The sequence below is a fragment of the Sphingopyxis sp. Root154 genome, from assembly GCF_001427105.1.
GTDB lineage: Bacteria > Pseudomonadota > Alphaproteobacteria > Sphingomonadales > Sphingomonadaceae > Sphingopyxis.
In genome coordinates this window covers 460204-477830 of the sequence record NZ_LMGI01000002.1, presented here as the reverse complement: position 1 = coordinate 477830, position 17627 = coordinate 460204, and the positions used below count along the sequence as shown (strand labels likewise).

Genomic DNA, 17627 nt, shown 5'->3' with positions numbered 1-17627 from the left:
CATCCAAGAGTGGCGCGACTGGAATACATCGGAAGGCGTGAAGGGCGATATTAGGCCGTTTCTGCACGATGGTTTCGGTGTCGCCGTGCTGTTGAGGAAACCGATCGACGGACGCAACTTCATGAACCGTATTTATGACGGCTTGATCGCGGGGGTTCGGGCGGAGACAGGAAAGCATTGGGGGTGACTGCTTCCCACCCCAAAGCGGCCGGAAATAGCTTCCCAAGCCGGCAGCACATCGACGGTGAGAATATGAAAGCCAACATTCCCGGCGCGGCATAAAATCACCCCACATCCGGCCTTTCACGCGACCTACACCCCGAAAGGCCGATGCGTTTTCTCCGTTGGCGTTGCCATGCACGGGGGGCACGGAGGGCTTCACCATATGGTGGAGCCCTTTTCCGTCAGGCCGCGGCTTTTTGCCGCGCGCGGGCGCTCCGGAACCCTTCGCGCGTCATGCAGCGGTCCAGCCATGCCTTCGTCGCCTCGCCCAGCACATCGTCGGCGCCCAGCGTCGTCGCCAGGAAGGCGGCATAGCCGATCACGATGTCGGCGATCGTGAAGCGCCCCGCGACGAGCCATTCGCGCCCGTCGCCCAGCGCCGCCTCGATGCTCTTCGCGCGGCCGCCGAAGAAGGCTTTGTAATCGTCGACCGCTTGGCTCAACCGCCGCTCCTCGGGCTCGACGCGGGTGTAGCGGATTATGATCGCGAGCGGAAAGGTCAGCGTCGCGTCGCTGCGGTGCAGCCAGTTGCGCCACACCCAATAATCCGCCTCGTCGCGGCGCACTTCGAGCGACGTCCCCTCGGCGATGCGCTCGCAGATCGCTGCTGATTCGGTCATTAACTGCCCGTCCTCGACCCAGCCGGGCACCGTCATCAGCGGATTGACCGCGCGATAATCGGGCTCGAACGCGCGCGGCGGGAATTTGAGCAGCTTGAGGTCGACGTCTATCCCGGCCTCCTCGACCGCCCACAGGCAGCGCAGCGAACGGGCGTCGGGACAATGGTACAATATTGGACGCGTCATGCGGCAACCTCCTTCGGGCGGTCGATATGGCGGCGATGCTCGCGCCAGGCGATGAACAGGCCCGACGCGATGATGAGTGGCGCGCCGACCCATGTCGTGTCGGCAGGCAAAGTCCCGAAAAACCACCAGCCCGCGGCGATCGCCCAGAGCAGGCTCGAATAATCCATCGGGATCACGACTGACACGGGCGCGAGACGCAGCGCGCCGGTCAGCGACATCTGGACAACAGCGCCGAGGAAGCCGAGCCCGATCAGCAATAGCCATTCGTGGCCGTCATGCGGGGTGATGACGAAGGGCAGGGCGATGCCGAGCGGGATCATCGATAACAGGCTGAACCAGAAGACGATCGTCCCGGCATTTTCGGTGCGGCCAAGGTCGCGCACGGCAATGGTGATCAGCGCGGTCATAATCGCGCCTGTGAGCGCGACCAAAGTCCCCAGACCATGCATGCCGCCGAATCCGCTCGCAAAGCTCGAAATCGGATCGAGCACGACGAGGACGCCGATAAAGCCGACGATCACCGCGCTCCATCGCTGCCACCCCGTCGCCTCGCGGAGGATCAGGGCGGCGAAGATCACGGCGAAGATTGGCACCGACAGGCTGATCGTCGTCGCCTCCGCCATCGGTAGCAGGATCATTGCGCCGAAATTGCACGCCATGCCGGTCAGCCCCATCAGCATCCGCCGCGCGTGCGCGCCGATCCGCTGCGTCTTGAGCGATGACAGGCCGCTGGTCGCCTGGACCCACAGCAGCAGGAACGGCAACACCAGCGCCTGCCGCCAGAACAGGCTTTCGATGATATGGATCCCCGCGGCGTCGATATATTTGACCAGCACGAACATCAGCGACAGGCTGACCATAGCGAGCAGCCGCAGTCCGATGCCGCCCAGATAATTCTGCGGGGCGGCGGTGGACGGGGCAGGGGACGGCGCGGCACTCATGCGAAATTGCGCATATCAGCCCGGCCCGCCCGCGCAACCCGTGATCCCTCTTGCCCCGCCTTCGCAATCCGGCTAGTGGCGCACTCCGGCCTAGGGGTATAGCTCAGTTGGTAGAGCATCGGTCTCCAAAACCGAGGGTCGTAGGTTCGAGTCCTACTGCCCCTGCCAGGTCGCCAAAAAGAGGCCACGTCCTCGCCTGCGCTGCGCGCAGGCTTGCAAGTCCGGGACGGCCCGGCAGCCTTTGAAGGAGGCTGTCATGGCCTGGATATATTTGACGATTGCCGGAATTTTCGAAATCATATGGGCGTTTGCGATGAAGCAATCGGATGGCTTCACGCGGCCTGCACCGACGGCGATCACGCTCGTCGCAATGATCGTGAGCTTCGCCTTGCTGTCGCTGTCGATGAAATCGCTGCCGCTCGGCACCGCCTATACGATCTGGACAGGGATCGGCGCGGTCGGGGCGTTCCTGGTCGGCATCTTCATCCTCGGCGAACAGGCGAATGCGATGCGGATTACCGCCGCGTTGCTGATCGTCAGCGGACTGGTGATGATGAAGCTGTCCGCGCCCGCCTGACCAGTGCGTCCTGACAAGCGAGGCCACGTCCTCCCCGGCGGATCCGGCCCTGTCGCAGGGGCGATGCGCCGGCATCAGGTCCGGGACGGCCCGGCGACTTCCAAAGGAGGCCGCCGTGCTGTCCAAATCCGTGTCCGGTGTGAATGTGGGATCGTCACCCGCGCTGTTGATCGAATATCTTCCGATCCTGATTTTTATGGGCGTCGCGCTGGCGCTGTCGCTTTTGTTCGTCTTCCTGCCGATAGCGGTGTCGCGCTTCACCGGAACCTCTGCCCCGGACAGCGAGAAGCTTTCGGAATATGAGTGCGGTTTTCCGGCCTTCGAGGCGCCGCGCAAGCCGTTCGACGTCCGTTTCTATCTTGTCGCGATCCTGTTCATCATTTTCGACCTCGAGGCCGCCTTCCTCTTTCCATGGGCCGTCGTCGTGCTCGACCTCGGTTGGGAGGCGTGGGGCGCCATGATGGTCTTTCTGGGCATTTTGACGATCGGGTTCATTTACGAATGGAAAAAGGGCGCGCTCGACTGGGATTAGCCGTGGGACGAGAAGGCGCCCGCCCTGTATCATAGCAGGATGTGACAGATGTCGGGTCGCGGGCGGACGATCCCGTGCGTGATCCGGGCGAGCGCGCCCTCGTCGACGCGCCCCGCATCGGCGAGTTCGACCCGGAAGCGGCCGTGAAGCGCGTGAACAGTGCGGACATTGGCATCGCCGCCGAGCGCGCCGACGATTTCCGCCGGGAGCCCCGAGGCGTCGGTGCCGCCGGCTATCACCGGGGTCAGCGTAGCCGCCGCAGCCGCGCCGCTCCACGCCAGCGCGCCGCGGATTTCCTCGGCGACCAGATCGGCGATGGGGCCCAGCACGACTTGGGCGGCCTTTTCGGAGGGGCGGATGATACCGCGTGCGCCAAGTGCGGTGAGCGCATCGTCGTCGATGGCCTGCTGGTCGGCGACGATCAGGCGCAGGCGCGTGGTGCAGGCATCGACGCTGACCAGATTGGCGGCGCCGCCGAGCGCCGCGACAAACGCTCCGCCCCGCGCCCCGCCCGCCGATGCCGTCGCGGTTTCGGCGACGACACCCTTTTCGCGTCCCGGCGTCGCGAGGTCGAAGCGGCGGATGAAGAAGCGGAACAGACCGTAATAGAGCGCGGCATAAACGGCGCCGATGGGCAGCAGCATCCACGGCCGCGTCGCGAGGCTGAAGTTCAGCAAATAGTCGAACAGCCCGGCCGAGAAGCCGAAACCGAGCTTGACGTCGAGCGCGTTCATCAGCGCCATCGAGACGCCGGTCAGCAGCGCGTGGATCGCATAAAGCAGCGGCGCGACGAACATGAAGGTGAACTCGATCGGCTCGGTAACGCCGGTCAGAAAGCTCGTGAAGGCGAGGCTGAAGAGCATGCCTCCGACCGCCTTACGCCGCTCGGGCCGCGCCTCGTGATACATGGCGAGGCACGCGGCGGGCAGGCCGAACATCATCACCGGGAAAAAGCCCGACATGAACGCGCCCGCATTGGGATCGCCCGCAAAGAAGCGCCGCAGGTCGCCCGTCGCGCCCGCGAAATCGCCGACCAGAAACCAGGCGGCGTTGTTGATGATATGATGGAGCCCGGTGACGATCAGCAGCCGGTTGAGCGCACCGTAGACGAAGAGGCCGGCGCTGCCGCTCTCGACCACGGTGCGGCTCGCGGTATCGATCGCGCCGCTGATATGCGCATAGCCATAGCCGATGACGGCGGCGAGCAGCAGCCCCGCGACCCCGCTGGCGATCGGAACAAAGCGCCGGCCGCCGAAGAAGGCGAGATATTCGGGGAGCGCGATCGTTGCGAAACGGTTGTAGAAATTGCCGCCGATGAGGCCGGACAATATGCCTATGGGTACTTCGAGCTTGTCGATCTGGGTCAGCGCCCAATTCTTCGCGGCGAGCGCCGCCGCCGCCTCGGGCAGTCCCGCACCAATATCGGGCGGCGCGGTGAGAAAGGTCTGAGCGCCGGTGGTCGTGACGAGGTAGCAGACCACGCCCGCGAGCGCCGCGGCGCCATTGCCGTCGCGCGCAAAGCCGACCGCGACGCCGATCGCAAAGAGGATGCCGAGATTTTCGAAGATCGCGGCGCCCGCTGCCGAGATGAAGGCGATATCGAGCAGGTCGGGCTGGCCGATGCGCAGCAGCAGACCCGCGATCGGCAGCACTGCGATCGGCAGCATCAGTGCGCGGCCGAGCGGCTGGAGCGTTTCGAGCATCTTTCTCATCGCCGTGTCTCCTCGAATGCGCGGGCGAGCGCGCGAACCTCGGCTGCCGACTTGCATTGCAGCGCGAGCTCGGCATGCGCGCGCGCTTCGATCAGGGTCAGGCCGCGCACAATCTGTTTCGCCTCGGCGACGAAATCGGGGACCACCGAGAGTTCGGTGACGCCAAGCCCGACCAGGATCGGCAGCGCGGCAGGATCGGACGCGAGCCCGCCGCACACGCCGACCCAGCGCCCGCGCGCGCTGGCGAGGCGGCAGGTTTCGCCGATCATGCGCAGAACCGCGGGGTGCAGCGCGTCGACCCCGGCGGCGACCGCCGGATTGCCGCGGTCCATCGCGAGCACATATTGGGTGAGGTCATTGGTGCCGATCGACAGGAAATCGGCCTCGGCGGCAAGCAGGTCGGCGGTCATTGCCGCCGCCGGCGTTTCGACCATCACACCAACTTCGACCGGTGTCGCGATCCCCATCTCGCCGCGCAGCCGGTCGACGAGTGCGCGGACTTGCCGCAGCTCATCGAGGTTCGCGACCATCGGAATCATGATCTTGCACTGGCCGACGGGCTCGACGCGCAGGATGGCGCGAAGCTGCGTTTCGAGCAGTTCTGGGTTCGCGAGCGCGACGCGGATGCCGCGCTGGCCGAGCGCCGGATTTTCCTCGTGCGCGATCGGGATATAGGCGGCGGGCTTGTCGCCGCCGATGTCGAGCAGGCGGATGATCACGGGCTTGCCCGCCAGCGCGTCGGTGATCCCCTGATAGGCGGCGTGCTGCTCATCTTCCGACGGCGCGGTGTCGCGATCGAGGAAAAGGAATTCGCTACGGACGAGCCCCGATCCCTCGGCGCCCTGTTCGGCGGCGAGTGCGGCGTCCTCGACCGTGCCGATATTGGCGAAGATTTCGATGCGCGTGCCGTCGCCGGTTTGGCAGGCTTCCCTTGCCGCCGCCCGAGCCGCCTCGCGCCGTGCATCGCGCCTGGCGAGGCGCGCTGTGAAGGCCTCGCTATCGGCGGGCGAGGGGGCGACCGTAAGGTGGCCCATCTCGGCGTCGAGCAACAGCGGCGCGCCGTCCGCAACCGCGTCGAGCGCGTCGCCCATCGCGACGAGTGCGGGAAGGCCCATGCCCGCGCAGAGGATCGCGACATGCGATGTCGGGCCGCCGCGCGCGAGGCAGATGCCGGAGGGTTTCGTGGCAGCTAGCGCCACAAGCTGTGACGGCAACAAATCATCGGCAACCATGATCGCCCCGGCCGGAACGGCGTTGCCGTCGAGCGGCGTGCCGGTCAGCGTCGACAGCAATTGGCGCTCAATATCGATCAGGTCGTCGATGCGTTCGATCAGATGCGCGTTGCCCGTCGCGCGGATCGCATCGACCTGGTCGTGTATCGCGCCGCGCCACGCAAAGCCGGCGCTGCGTCCCTCGGCGATGCGTTTCTCGGCGACCGCAAGCAGTTCGGGATCGTCGATCAGCGCCAGATGCGCATGCATGACCGCCGCGACGCTCCCGTCCGCGCTGTCGGCGCGCGCCGCGATCCGGCCGCGAACGTCGCCCCGTGCCGCAAGCAGCGCGGCGCGCTCCTCCACCGCGCCGGCGCCATCGCGCGAGACCGCAATCTCGGCCTGCCGCAACCGCGCCGCCGGCCCCATCGCGAGCCCGGGAGAGGCAACGACGCCCCCGATCTGTCCTGCGCGCAGAACCTGCTCGTTGGTCGGCAGGACCGATGTCGCTGCGGGCGCGCCTTCGCCCATGTCGGTCGCCAGTAGCGCCACGATGGCCGCAAGCGCCGCCTCGGCATCGTCGCCGCGCGTCTGCACGATGACGTCATCGCCAAAGCCTGTACCGAGCGCGAGCAGCGCCACGGTGCTGCGCGCATCGCCGCGCTTATCGCCGTTCAGCAGATGCACGTCGGCCTCGAACCGCCGTGCCGTCTCCCCGATCCGTGCCGCAGGGCGCGCGTGGATGCCGTGCGGCAGCGACAGCGTCACCGCCTGTTCGACCACCGTGCCGTCATCCGACCGGCGGCGCGCCTCGGCCTGCACCGGGACCAATGTCATCAGCGCTTCGCAAGCGCCGATCGTGCAATCGACGGTGCGGCGGCTGATCGCAAAAGCCTCGGCATTGGTGACGATCACCGGGGTAATCAGGCTGGTGGCGGCGAGCGCGACGGCGTCGAGATCGAAGCGGATCAGCGGATCGCCGCGCGACACCGTCTGCCCGACCGCGACGAGCGCGGTGAAGCCTTCGCCCTTCAGCATCACCGTATCGAGCCCGATATGGACCAGCACCTCGGCGCCCTCGGCGCTGCGCAGCGAAATCGCATGGCCCGCGTCGTGGAGCGTCACCACCTCGCCGTCGAACGGCGCGACGACGGTATCGCCGAGCGGCTGAATCGCGACGCCGTCGCCCATCATGCGCTGGGCAAAGACGGGGTCGGGAACGCTGTCCAGCGTCGTCGCCCATCCTCTGAGCGGAGAGGTGATGATCAAGCTCATCGATTTAATCCCCAAAACTTCCGCCGCTTATTGTCATGCGGCTTGTTTATCATTGTGCGGCGTGGACAAGGTCCGATGTGGTGTCTGGAACAACGCGCCCGGCGATCCATGTTGCGCGCGGCGCGAGTTCGGCACTCAGCCATACCCAATCGGCGCGCTGCCCCGGCGCGATTGCGCCGATACTGTCTTGGAGCGACAGAAAATCGGCAGGCGTCGCGCTCGCCATTGTCGACACCTCGGGGACGGAAAGGCCCGTAACCTCCACCGTCTTGCGCAGCGCCGACGCCATGTCGAGGTGCGTGCCCGCGAGCGTGCCGTCCTCGAAAATGCAGACGCCGTCCTTCACCGCGATGCGTTTGCCCTGCAGCGTGAATTCGCTGACATCGGTGCCGACGCTCGGCATCGCATCGGTGACCAGCATGATCCGGTCCGTGCCCTTTGCATGGACCGCCAGCCGCACGACCGCGGGGTGCAGATGAACGTCATCGACGATCAGCCCGCAATAAGTATCCGAATCGAACGCCGCGCCGACCGCACCTGGATTGCGGTGATGCAGCGGCGACATGGCGTTGAACAAATGGGTGAAGCCGGAGAGCCCCGCGCCGATCGCGCGCTGCGCCTCGTCATAGGTGGCGTCGCTGTGCCCCGCGCTGACGATTACACCGTGGCGGACGAGGGTGCGGATGTCGTCCTCGTCGCACAGTTCGGGCGCCAGCGTCAGTATCACGCGCCCGCGGTGCGGCGCGGTGAGCGTCGCAAGGATGGCGTCGTCGAGGCGGCGGATACGATGCGCCTCGTGGATGCCGCGCTTCACCTCGTTGATGAACGGGCCTTCGATATGGATGCCGACGACCCCCGGCACCCCTTGCTCGATCGCGGCATCGACCGCGGCGAGCGCGGCGGCGATCTGCGCCGGCGTGTCGCTGATCAGCGTCGGAAGGAAGGCGGTGGTGCCATAGCGCGCATGCGCCGCGCCGATCGCCGCGATCGCCTCGACATCGACCTGGTCGTTGAACAGCACCCCGCCGCCGCCATTGACCTGCGTGTCGACGAAGCCGGGGAGCAGCCAGCCGCCGTCCAGATCGATCTCCCGGTCTGTGGAGGTGTCGGTCGCGGGTGTGACGGCGGTCACGGTGCCGTCGGCGACGGCGATGTCCACCGCGCCAACGACACCGCCCGGCAGTGCGACCCGGCCGTTATGGAAACGAAAGATCATAAAGTCTCGGTAACCTTGTTGAGATGCGGAGGCGAGTCGGGGTTATGGCCCCGCGCCAGCGCCAGCGCGCTCGCCATGCGATAAAAGCTCTGGATCATCAGGATCGGTTCGATCACCGGATGCGCCGCGATGGCGGGCAGGTCGCCGCCCGCGGGATCGGCGAGCAAGACGGTGGCGCCACGCTCGCGGAACTCGTCGGCGACCTCGCGAACACCGGCGGCCGCGCGGTCGGTGCCGCCCAGCGCGAGGATATGAAAGGCATCCCCGACGATCGCCATCGGGCCGTGGCGCACCTCGGCGGCGCTGAAACTTTCGGCGTGGAGTCCCGAGGTTTCCTTGAATTTGAGCGCCGCCTCCTGCGCCACGCCAAGGCCATAGCCGCGCCCGAGAACGAACAGGTTCGTGGCACCCCGAAAGGCGCCGACCGCGGGCGACCAGTCGAGCGCGAACGCCTCCGCAAGTTGGCCGGGCAGGGCGGTCAGCGCGTTTTCGAGCGCCGCGTCCTCCGACCAGGCCGCGACGAGTGCGGCGATCGCGGCGAGCGAGGCGATATAGGATTTGGTTGCAGCCACCGACCGTTCGACCCCGGCGAACAGCGGGATCACGACGTCGGCGAGGGCTGCGAGCGGCGAGCCTTCGGCATTGACCAGCACGACGACAAAGGCGCCCGCGTCGCGCTGCTGTTCGACCGCAGCGAGCAGGTCGGGGCTTTTTCCCGACTGTGAAATGGCAAGGCACAGTCGGTTTCCCGTGACCGCGGGGGCGTCATAGAGCGACGCGATCGACAGCGCCGCCGACGCGGTCGGTGTCCCCGTCATCGTTTCGATCAGATATTTGGCATAGGTCGCCGCATGATCCGACGATCCGCGCGCGCAGGTGACGACCGCTGCGGGGGGTGAGGCGCGCAGGCGCCGGGCGATCGCGGCGAAGGCGTCGCGATTCGCCTCCAGCATCATTGCGACGCCGACCGCTGCTTCGCCTGCTTCCTGCTTCATCAGCGTCTGTCGTCCGTCCGATGCGGCGTTCGGCGTCATAGAATCTTGTCTCCCGGTCGGTCTGTGAGGCCTCTCGATATATTGGTACTATATAGGTTATATATATCCCATCAAGATATATGTTCGGTGCGACCGGATTTTGACCGTCCAAGCCTTGTGGCGCACCATTTTCAGCGCCTGTAGTCATCCCCGATCGTATTTTCAGGGCTGCTGACCGGCCGCGAGGGCGCGCGGGCTTGTAGCGTATTGGTAATAAATGGCGGCCGATATTGGTCTTGTGCAGATCGCGCAGGCCGCGAGGATCCGGTCGCGGATCTTGCGTTGTGCGGGCGAGTCGCCGCGCGGCGTGGCCGGGCCTACGTCGAGGCTTTTTACGCGGCCTACCCGTTGAGCTCCGCCACGACGTCATAGGCGTCGCCGCGATAATAGCTCTGGGTGAACTCGGCGGTGCGGCCATCGGGCAGAAATCCCCGCCGCTCGATGAACAGGCCGGGCGTTCCGGTCTCGATTCCCAGAACCTCGGCTTGCTCGGCGGTGAAGGCGACCGCGCGCAGCCGCTGGAGCGCGCGGACCGGTAGGTGCCCTGCCGCATCGAGCGCTTCATAGAGCGACGCACCGACCGTCTCGACCGACGGCAGGCAATAAGCCGGTATCGTCGCATATTCGAGCGCCATCGACGTGTCGTCGGCATAGCGGATGCGGTGGAAGCGATAGACGAGCGACCCCGGCGACAGGCCGAGCGACAGTGCTTCCTCGGGCGTCACCGCGCCCGCGGTCTTGCTGATCCACTTGCTGTGCGGCTTGCGCCCGCGCGACACCATGTCTTCCGAAAAGGAAGTGAGCTTGGAGAAGCTTTTCTCGACGCGCGGCCGTGTGACGAAGGTTCCCGCGCCCCGGCGCCGTGCAACGATTCCATCGGCGACCAGCCCGTCGATCGCCTTGCGCACGGTGATGCGCGAGACATCGAATTCCTCGGCGAGGTCGCGTTCGGTCGGGATGGCCTCTTCGGCCTTGACCAACTGCCCCTCGATCGCGTCGCGCAGGATCTTCTGCAACTGAAGGTACAGCGGGGTGGGATCGTCCTTTTGCAGCGGACCCACGCGTTCGATCAGTGACAAGGACGTTTGCTCCATCCGGTTGTGAAGGCGCTTCAGCCGATAGGACCAGCGCCGCAGCCTTATGTGTTGCATTGGTATCGTCGCGTCAATCTTTGTTACGAACCTCTCGCGTAAACGGGTCCACCCGATTGCCCGCGCCTCACGTGATGAGATAGGACCAATTCGGCTTTTCTCCGTCAAATTCGTTGCGGCCAAGGCGCCGCCCCGCCCAATACGCGACGATTGCGCTCCAGCGACGCCGGGTTGCAATACTAATATAAAACCAATTTGGTGGATGCTATGAAGAAAAATGCGACATTTCTCGAAATTTTGCCATTTTCCTCTATAAAACAGCCGAATGGAAAGGCGTTGACCGCTCAGTTTCTGCATGACAAATTAGATACAAATTATCGATCGGGAGAATGGGAATGCAGGCCACGAGGTTGATCGGGATGGCGATTGCGGCGCTGTCCGCCCCTCAGGCTCTGGCGGCAGGCACGTCGTCGCAAACCGCGCTCGACCGTTTCGCCGACACGCTGGGTTATCGGCTCGAGGTGGTCGACAATCGCCCGGCGTGCGCGGCCGGGATCGAGGGTTGCTTTCTGTCGACGATCACGCTGACCCTTCCCGAAACACTGCCCGCCGACCTGCCGACCGAGGGGTTCGCGCTCACTTTCAGCTTCGTCAATCCGCTGCCACGCGTCGAAAGCGACATTTTCACGCACCGCCACGTCAATGGCGACGTCCAGCAATTGACGCTGAAACCCGGCGTGACGCTGCGCCCCGGTTCGAAGCACGAGATCAAGCTGTGGGGCGTTGGCTCGAATTTTTCAAAGGCGTTTGCGATGCCCAACGCCTATCTGGTCGCCGACGGGCTGAAACCGCGCACCATCGCCGCGACGCGCGCGGTGATCGATCCGGAGACCGGGCTCGAGACGCTGCCTTTTGTCGCGCCGATGACCGATGAGGCCAGGCTCGCGACCAAGAGCGATGCCGACAAGACGCGTTGGCTGACCGCCGAACGCGCCTTCGATGTACAGGCCGGACGGCTGGCGCCCAAAGCGAAGGGCATCGTGATCCTGCCGAAGCCGGCGAAGGCGGTGCAGGGCAGGGGGCGGGCGATCGACCTCGGCCGCGGTATCGCGCTGACATTGAGCGGCGTCGAACGCAGCGCGGTTGCGCCTGCTTTGGCTGCGCTCGGGTCGCCTGAGGGCGGCGCGCTGCCGCTGACGATCCGCATCGATCCCGCCGCCTCGAAAAAGGCGGAGGGCTATATTCTCGACGTCAAGGGATCGGGCATTGCCATCACCGCGCACGACGCAGCGGGGGCAAGCCACGCGCTGCGCTCGCTCGCGCAGCAGGCGGCGTTCGACAAGGGCATGCTAGCACCGCTCCACGTCGAGGATGCCCCCGAATATGGATTTCGCGGCCTCCACATCGATCTTGGCCGCAACTTCCATGGGCGCGACCAGCTTTTGAAGCTGGTCGAAGCGATGGCAGCGTACAAGCTCAACAAGCTGCACCTCCATCTCGCCGACGACGAAGGCTGGCGCATCGAAATCCCCGCGCTCCCCGAACTGGCCGCGGTCGGGTCGAAACGCTGCCACGATCCCGCCGAACAGACGTGCCTCCTGCCGCAACTCGGCGCGGGGCCCGACGGCGCGGGGGGCGTCAACGGCTATCTGAGCGTCGACGACTATGTCGCGATCGTGCAGGCGGCGGCGGTGCGGCAGATCGAGGTCATCCCGTCGATCGACATGCCCGGCCACTCGCGCGCTGCGATCAGGGCGATGGAGGTGCGCCATGCGCGCCTGACCGCCGCGGGCAAAAAGGCCGAGGCCGAGACGTACCGGCTGATCGACCCCGCCGACACCACCGAATATCGCAGCATCCAGCATTACAGCGACAACACGCTCAATGTCTGCCTGCCCTCGGCCTATCGCTTCGTCGACACCGTGGTTGATGCGCTCGCCGACATGCACCGCCAAGCAGGCGTGCCGCTCAAGACCTTCCACCTCGGCGCCGATGAGACGGCGGGCGCTTGGGTCAAATCGCCCGCGTGCATGGCGATGATCGCTGAAAATGGCGGTGATACGGGCAAGCTCACCCCGCGCTTCATCGAGCGCGTGAGCAAAAGCCTCGCCGCCAAGGGGCTGGAAGCCGCCGGTTGGAGCGACGGCATGGGGCATACCGAAACCGCCGCGATGCCAAAGAAGGTGCAAACGAACATCTGGGGCGTGCTCCACGCGGGCGCGATCCGCGAGGCGCACGACCAGATGAACCGCGGCTGGGACGCCGTCCTGTCGATCCCCGACCTTGGCTATTTCGACATGCCCTACGCGCCGCACCCCGACGAGAGTGGTTACAACTGGGCTTCGCGTGGGGTCGATCCGTATCAGGTGTTCGGCTTCATGCCCGACAATCTGCCCGCCAACGCCGCGACGATCCGCAACATCCAGGCCGAGGGCAAGGCGATCGAGGACAAGCCCGTCCTGCAACCGGGCCACCGCGCCGCGGGGCTGCAGGCGCAATTGTGGAGCGAGACGATCCGCACCGACGCGCAGGTCGATTACATGCTCTTTCCGCGCCTGCTCGCGCTCGCCGAACGCGCGTGGACGCCGGCACCATGGACTCCGGCCTATCAGGCGGGGGCGAGCTATGAATGGGGCGACGCGCGCGTCGACGCCGTGAAGCTCAAGGCGGGATGGCAGGATTTCGCCGGGCGCACCGCGGCGCAGTTCCCGATGCTCGAAAAAATGGGCGTGGCCTATCGCGTCGCCCCCCCCGGCGCGCGGATCGCGAACGGCAAGCTCGAAGCGAACAGCATGTTCCCCGGCACCGCGATAGAATATCGTATCGAGGGCGGCGCGTGGACGCGCTATGCCGGGCCGGTGGCGGTCAGCGGCGCCGTAGAACTCCGCAGCCGGTCCGCCGATAGCAAGCGCGCCAGCCGGACCGTTCGGGTCGAACCCACGCGGTAGGGCGGGCTGCGGCGAATCGGGTCAGGCCGCCTTCATCCATATGACGAGCGCAAAGCGTGTTGCGCGTGCGGGCAAGGTGCGGTGCGGAGTAAAGCGGTCAAGAAACAGCACCGTCCCTGCCGGGCATTTGGGGTGAACACGCGGCAGGCCCGCAAGCCGCCATTCGGGGATTTCAAAGCCGTCATCGCCATCGCTCGCCAGCGGCGCGGGCTGGCGCCCCGCCGCGATCTCGAGCCCGCCGCTTTCGGGCCCCGCATCGCTCAGCGGGATCCACGCGGTCACCGCGACCTTGCCGCATCCGGTGCCGTCGTCGCGCGCAACGTCGCTGTGCCAGGCGTGGCGATGCTCAGGAAAGCAGGCGATGCTGGCGCGCACGCGCACGATCTTTCCGGCCAGCGCACGGCCGCCTAGCCGCTCGGCAGTTTCGATCAGCCGCGCGTCGTTCGCGAGTGCCTGAAGCCTCGGCCCGCGATGCGCGTCGGTACATACCGCTACACGCAGCAAATTCGCGACGCTGCGCTCGTGAGCGCACACGCGGTCGATCCGTTCGCTAAGCGGAGCGTTGGGGCAGCTTTGTTCGAACGGCAGGTACAGCGCACGCGACACGCGGTCGACATGCTCGGCGATGTCGTCCTCTGCCGCCCGGACAATCTCCGGGTCGAACAGCGGCACCGCGGCATAGCCTTGCCCGGCGAACAGTGTTTCAGCGCTCATCGCGCGCGACCGAACAGCGTGATCGTCGGCCACTCGCCGCCTGTCTCGACCTTTGCATCGATGCCATAGACCGCGCGCAGCCGCTCGGCGGTCAGCACCCCGGCGGGCGCGCCATCGGCGACGATCCGGCCCTCGTCGATCAGCAGCAGCCGGTCGCAATAGCGCGCCGCGAGCGTCAGGTCGTGGAGCACCGCGATCACCAGCGCGCCGCCCGCCGCTTCGGCGCGCAGCATATCCATCACGTCGATCTGGTGCCCCGGATCGAGGCTCGCGAGCGGTTCGTCGGCGATCAGCGCAGGCGCCTCGACCGCGAGCGCGCGCGCGAACAACACGCGGGCGCGTTCGCCGCCCGACAATTCGGTCGCGATCCGGTCGCGCAGGTCGAGCACGTCGGCACGCTCCATCGCGCGCTCGATCGCCACCGTGTCGACATCGGCGATCCGCGACATCGGCGCGAGATGCGGCAGCCGCCCCAGCCCGACGAGCCGCTCGACGGTCAGCGGCCAGTGTAGCGTCTGCCCCTGCGGCACATAGGCGATCCGCCGCGCAAGCTCGGAGCGCGGCATCGCCGCCGCATCGACGCCGTCGACGCGCACCGAACCGTCCGCACGCACCAGCGCGAGCATCGCGCGCGCCAGCGTCGACTTGCCCGCGCCATTGGGGCCGACGATCCCGGTCAGCGTGCCGGGCCCGAATTCGGCACTGACATCGTGGACGACGACGCGGCGGCCGAGCGTGACGCCGACATGGTCGAGGGTGAGGCTCACCATAGCCGTCGCTCCCGCATGAGATGAACAAGGAAGACCGGAACTCCCAGAAAGGCAGTGACGACGCCCAGCTTGAGCTCGTTTGTCGTCGGGATGATCCTTACGCCCAGGTCGGCGAGCGTCAGCAGCGCCGCGCCGCCGATCGCCGAGGGCAGCAGGATCGCCGAGGGGCTGCGGTCGGTGAGCGGGCGGATCAGGTGCGGCACGATCAGCCCGACAAAACCGATCGCCCCTGTTACGGCCACCGCGCCGCCGACCCCGATCGCGGTCCCGATCAGCAGCCGGAGCCGCGTGCGCCGCAGGTCGGTGCCAAGCGCCTGTGCGGCCTCCTCGCCAAGCGTTAGCGCATCGAGCGCGCGCCCGTTCCACAGCAGCATCGCGGTGCCGATCGCGATGCACGGCAGCGCGATCCACACATGATCGAACGACCGGTTCTCGAGGCTGCCGAGCAGCCACGTCATAATCTCCATCGCCGCAAAAGGGTTGGGCGACAGGTTGAGCGCGAGGCTCGTCCCCGCGACCGCGAGTGTCCCGACCGCGATCCCCGCGAGGATCAAAGTCAGCGGGCTTTCGGCCTTGCCCGAAAGGATGAAGAGCAAAGCGAGCGACAGGAGCGCGCCGCCCGTGGCGAGCAGCGGCAACACGATCGGATGGATTTCGGCCAGCCCGAAGTAGATCGCCGCCACGCCGCCGAGTGCCGCGGCGTTCGACGTGCCGAGCACCGAGGGTTCGGCGAGCGGATTGCGCAGATAGCCCTGTAGCGCCGCGCCCGCGAGCCCAAGCATCGCGCCCACCGCGAGCGCTAGCAAAGTGCGCGGCAGGCGCAGGTCGAATAAGATGATCGACGCGACCTTGTCGTTATTGCCCATCGCGGCGTCGACGAGCCGCGCGACCGACAGGTCGACCGCGCCGAACAACAGCGATGCGACTGCGGCAACCAGCGTCAAAGCCGACAGCGCGGCGATCAATGACCAGCGGGGCAGGGCGAAGCGGCTCATGAGCGTTTTCCTTCGAGACGCACGATCTGGTCCACCATGCTGCGCGCCGCCCGCGTGTAGGCCGGGCTGCCGCACACCGTCCACGCCTGCGGCACGCTGATACGCGGAATGTCTTTCAGCGCCGGATGATGCAGCATCTCGCTCCCCTGGTCGGTCACCTTGTCGGTTGAACTCTCGACGATCAGATAATCGGGCTGGGCCGCGACCATCTCCTCGAGGCTGAGCTGCGACAGCGGGGGCTTGCCGAGCTTTCCTGCGAGGTTAACCAGCCCGACGCGCGTCATCAATTCGTCGATCAGCGTTCCCGTGCCGGTCATATAGCCGCGCCGCTGGTAATAGGCCGCGACGCGGCCCTTACCGGGCTTGGGTAGCCCGGCGAGTTCGCCTTGCATCCGCGCGATCAGTGCACCGCCGCGCCCGCGGTGGCCGACGGCCGCGGCGGTTTCGCGGATCGAGGCATAGATTTCTTCGGGTGTGCTGGCCGTCTCCAGATCGAGCAGCGGATAGGTGTGCTTGGGTAGCGCCGCCAGCGCCGCGCTGCGGCTCGCCGGCATGCCGACGATCAGGTCGGGTTCGATCGCGAGAATCTGTTCGGCCGAATTGCTGAGCAGCGGTATCCCGCGCGCCTTCGCCGCCTCGCCCGACATTTCGCGGTCAGTCGCATTTTTCGTCAGCCCCGCGATCTGCTTTCGATCTGCGAGCGCAAGCACAAGCTGGTCGGCACAGAGATTGATCGACACGATACGCTGCGGAATCGCCGGCGCTTTTGCGGGCTGGGCGGGGGACGCGGCCCACAACAGACCCGCGCCGCCTGACAGCACAGCAAGCGCCAGCATGCTGCGCCGCCGCATCAGAACTCGATCCCCCGCTGCGCCTTCACATTCTGTTCGCGGAACGGATGCTTTATCTGCGCCATTTCGGTCACCAGGTCCGCGACGTCGATCAGTTCCTGCGGCGCGTTGCGGCCGGTGACGATGACGTGCGTCATATGCGGCTTGGCGGCCAGCGCCCCGAGCACCTCATCGAGCGGCAGATAATCATAGCGCAGCACGATGTTGAGCTCGTCGGCGATCACCATCGCATAGGACGGGTCGGCGATCATCCGCTTCACCTCGTTCCACGCTTCGCGCGCCACCGCGATGTCGCGCGTGCGGTCCTGCGTGTCCCAGGTAAAGCCTTCGCCCATCGGCTTGAACTCGATCAGGTCCGGAAAGCGCTCGAACACCGCTTTCTCGCCCGTCGCCATCGCGCCCTTCACGAACTGGATGACGCCGACCTTCATTCCGTGGCCGATCGCGCGCGCCGCCATGCCAAGCGCGGCCGATGTCTTGCCCTTGCCGGGGCCGGTGTGGACGATGATCAGGCCCTTTTCGACGGTTTTCGTCGCGACCTTCTTCGCCTGTGCGGCCTGGATTTTCTTCATCTTCGCCGTGTGTTCGGCGTCGGTACGCGTTTTCATGGGAAGACCCCCCGCACGCCGGCAACGAAGGCGGAGCCTGCCGACGCGCGGGCGCGATCGACCGGTGCTGGCGTCGCAAGCGGCGTAATGCCTGCGGACCCGGCACCGAAGCGGCTCCAGCCGC

Annotated in this window: 16 protein-coding genes and 1 tRNA gene; 5 read left to right on the top strand and 12 right to left on the bottom strand. The window is 66.3% G+C overall.

Features of this window, described 5'->3' with window-relative positions; genetic code table 11:
- The coding region (locus tag ASD73_RS22940; protein ID WP_162248139.1) for a hypothetical protein at positions 1-187 on the top strand (187 nt) is incomplete at its 5' end.
- A 217-nt stretch (positions 188-404) separates the two neighbouring features.
- On the opposite strand, the gene ASD73_RS07990 is transcribed toward ASD73_RS22940, so the two are convergent.
- Both ASD73_RS07990 and ASD73_RS07985 read right to left on the bottom strand, forming a co-directional pair.
- Positions 405-1028 carry a glutathione S-transferase family protein gene (locus ASD73_RS07990; protein ID WP_056371294.1) on the bottom strand — a complete coding sequence of 208 codons (624 nt, stop codon included), beginning with the start codon at positions 1026-1028 and terminating at the stop codon, positions 405-407.
- On the bottom strand, positions 1025-1969 hold the full coding sequence (locus ASD73_RS07985; RefSeq protein WP_056371293.1) for a DMT family transporter: 945 nt from the start codon (positions 1967-1969) through the stop codon (positions 1025-1027). The genes ASD73_RS07990 and ASD73_RS07985 overlap by 4 nt, the downstream gene beginning before the upstream one ends.
- Positions 1970-2061: 92 nt before the next feature.
- Between ASD73_RS07985 and ASD73_RS07980 the strand changes: the two genes are divergently transcribed.
- The 3 genes from ASD73_RS07980 to ASD73_RS07970 all read left to right on the top strand — a co-directional run bounded on the left by ASD73_RS07980 (position 2062) and on the right by ASD73_RS07970 (position 3078).
- Positions 2062-2137: transfer RNA gene (locus tag ASD73_RS07980), tRNA-Trp, on the top strand.
- Between the two features lie 88 nt (positions 2138-2225).
- Positions 2226-2546 carry a DMT family transporter gene (locus tag ASD73_RS07975; RefSeq protein ID WP_056371291.1) on the top strand — a complete coding sequence of 107 codons (321 nt, stop codon included), beginning with the start codon at positions 2226-2228 and terminating at the stop codon, positions 2544-2546.
- A gap of 196 nt (positions 2547-2742) precedes the next feature.
- Positions 2743-3078: an NADH-quinone oxidoreductase subunit A gene (locus ASD73_RS07970; protein WP_056373365.1), complete on the top strand. Its 336-nt coding sequence runs from the start codon at positions 2743-2745 to the stop codon at positions 3076-3078.
- A gap of 29 nt (positions 3079-3107) precedes the next feature.
- Here ASD73_RS07970 and nagE read toward each other — a convergent pair whose 3' ends face one another.
- From nagE to ASD73_RS07945, 5 genes are all read right to left on the bottom strand, one after another.
- Entirely contained in the window at positions 3108-4790 is a 1683-nt protein-coding gene (nagE, locus tag ASD73_RS07965; RefSeq protein WP_056371289.1) for an N-acetylglucosamine-specific PTS transporter subunit IIBC, read from the bottom strand.
- Complete coding sequence (gene ptsP / locus ASD73_RS07960; protein WP_056371287.1) at positions 4787-7276, bottom strand: phosphoenolpyruvate--protein phosphotransferase; 2490 nt, start codon at positions 7274-7276, stop codon at positions 4787-4789. Before ptsP ends, nagE begins: the two co-directional genes overlap by 4 nt.
- Positions 7277-7325: 49 nt before the next feature.
- Positions 7326-8492 carry an N-acetylglucosamine-6-phosphate deacetylase gene (nagA, locus tag ASD73_RS07955; RefSeq protein WP_056371285.1) on the bottom strand — a complete coding sequence of 389 codons (1167 nt, stop codon included), beginning with the start codon at positions 8490-8492 and terminating at the stop codon, positions 7326-7328.
- Complete coding sequence (locus tag ASD73_RS07950) at positions 8489-9526, bottom strand: SIS domain-containing protein (RefSeq protein ID WP_056371283.1); 1038 nt, start codon at positions 9524-9526, stop codon at positions 8489-8491. The genes nagA and ASD73_RS07950 overlap by 4 nt, the downstream gene beginning before the upstream one ends.
- A gap of 341 nt (positions 9527-9867) precedes the next feature.
- The gene (locus tag ASD73_RS07945) at positions 9868-10605 is read right to left on the bottom strand and encodes a GntR family transcriptional regulator (RefSeq protein ID WP_056373362.1); all 738 of its coding nucleotides are present in this window, start codon (positions 10603-10605) and stop codon (positions 9868-9870) included.
- Between the two features lie 407 nt (positions 10606-11012).
- Between ASD73_RS07945 and ASD73_RS07940 the strand changes: the two genes are divergently transcribed.
- Positions 11013-13565 carry a family 20 glycosylhydrolase gene (locus ASD73_RS07940; protein ID WP_056371282.1) on the top strand — a complete coding sequence of 851 codons (2553 nt, stop codon included), beginning with the start codon at positions 11013-11015 and terminating at the stop codon, positions 13563-13565.
- A 21-nt stretch (positions 13566-13586) separates the two neighbouring features.
- Here the strand turns inward: ASD73_RS07940 and ASD73_RS07935 are convergent, their stop codons facing one another.
- Genes ASD73_RS07935 through cobO form a run of 5 tightly spaced genes read right to left on the bottom strand, consistent with a single transcriptional unit; the run spans position 13587 to position 17503 of the window.
- Complete coding sequence (locus tag ASD73_RS07935; protein WP_056371280.1) at positions 13587-14279, bottom strand: phytanoyl-CoA dioxygenase family protein; 693 nt, start codon at positions 14277-14279, stop codon at positions 13587-13589.
- Positions 14276-15049 (bottom strand): ABC transporter ATP-binding protein, encoded by a 774-nt coding sequence (locus ASD73_RS07930; protein ID WP_056371278.1) that lies wholly within the window; start codon positions 15047-15049, stop codon positions 14276-14278. The genes ASD73_RS07935 and ASD73_RS07930 overlap by 4 nt, the downstream gene beginning before the upstream one ends.
- Positions 15043-16044 (bottom strand): FecCD family ABC transporter permease, encoded by a 1002-nt coding sequence (locus ASD73_RS07925; RefSeq protein ID WP_056371275.1) that lies wholly within the window; start codon positions 16042-16044, stop codon positions 15043-15045. The genes ASD73_RS07930 and ASD73_RS07925 overlap by 7 nt, the downstream gene beginning before the upstream one ends.
- A complete protein-coding gene (locus ASD73_RS07920) occupies positions 16041-16895 on the bottom strand; it encodes an ABC transporter substrate-binding protein (protein ID WP_056371274.1) in 855 nt (284 codons plus the stop codon). The genes ASD73_RS07925 and ASD73_RS07920 overlap by 4 nt, the downstream gene beginning before the upstream one ends.
- Positions 16895-17503, bottom strand: a complete 609-nt coding sequence (gene cobO, locus ASD73_RS07915) for a cob(I)yrinic acid a,c-diamide adenosyltransferase (protein WP_056371272.1) — start codon at positions 17501-17503, stop codon at positions 16895-16897. Before cobO ends, ASD73_RS07920 begins: the two co-directional genes overlap by 1 nt.
- Positions 17504-17627 lie beyond the last annotated feature (124 nt).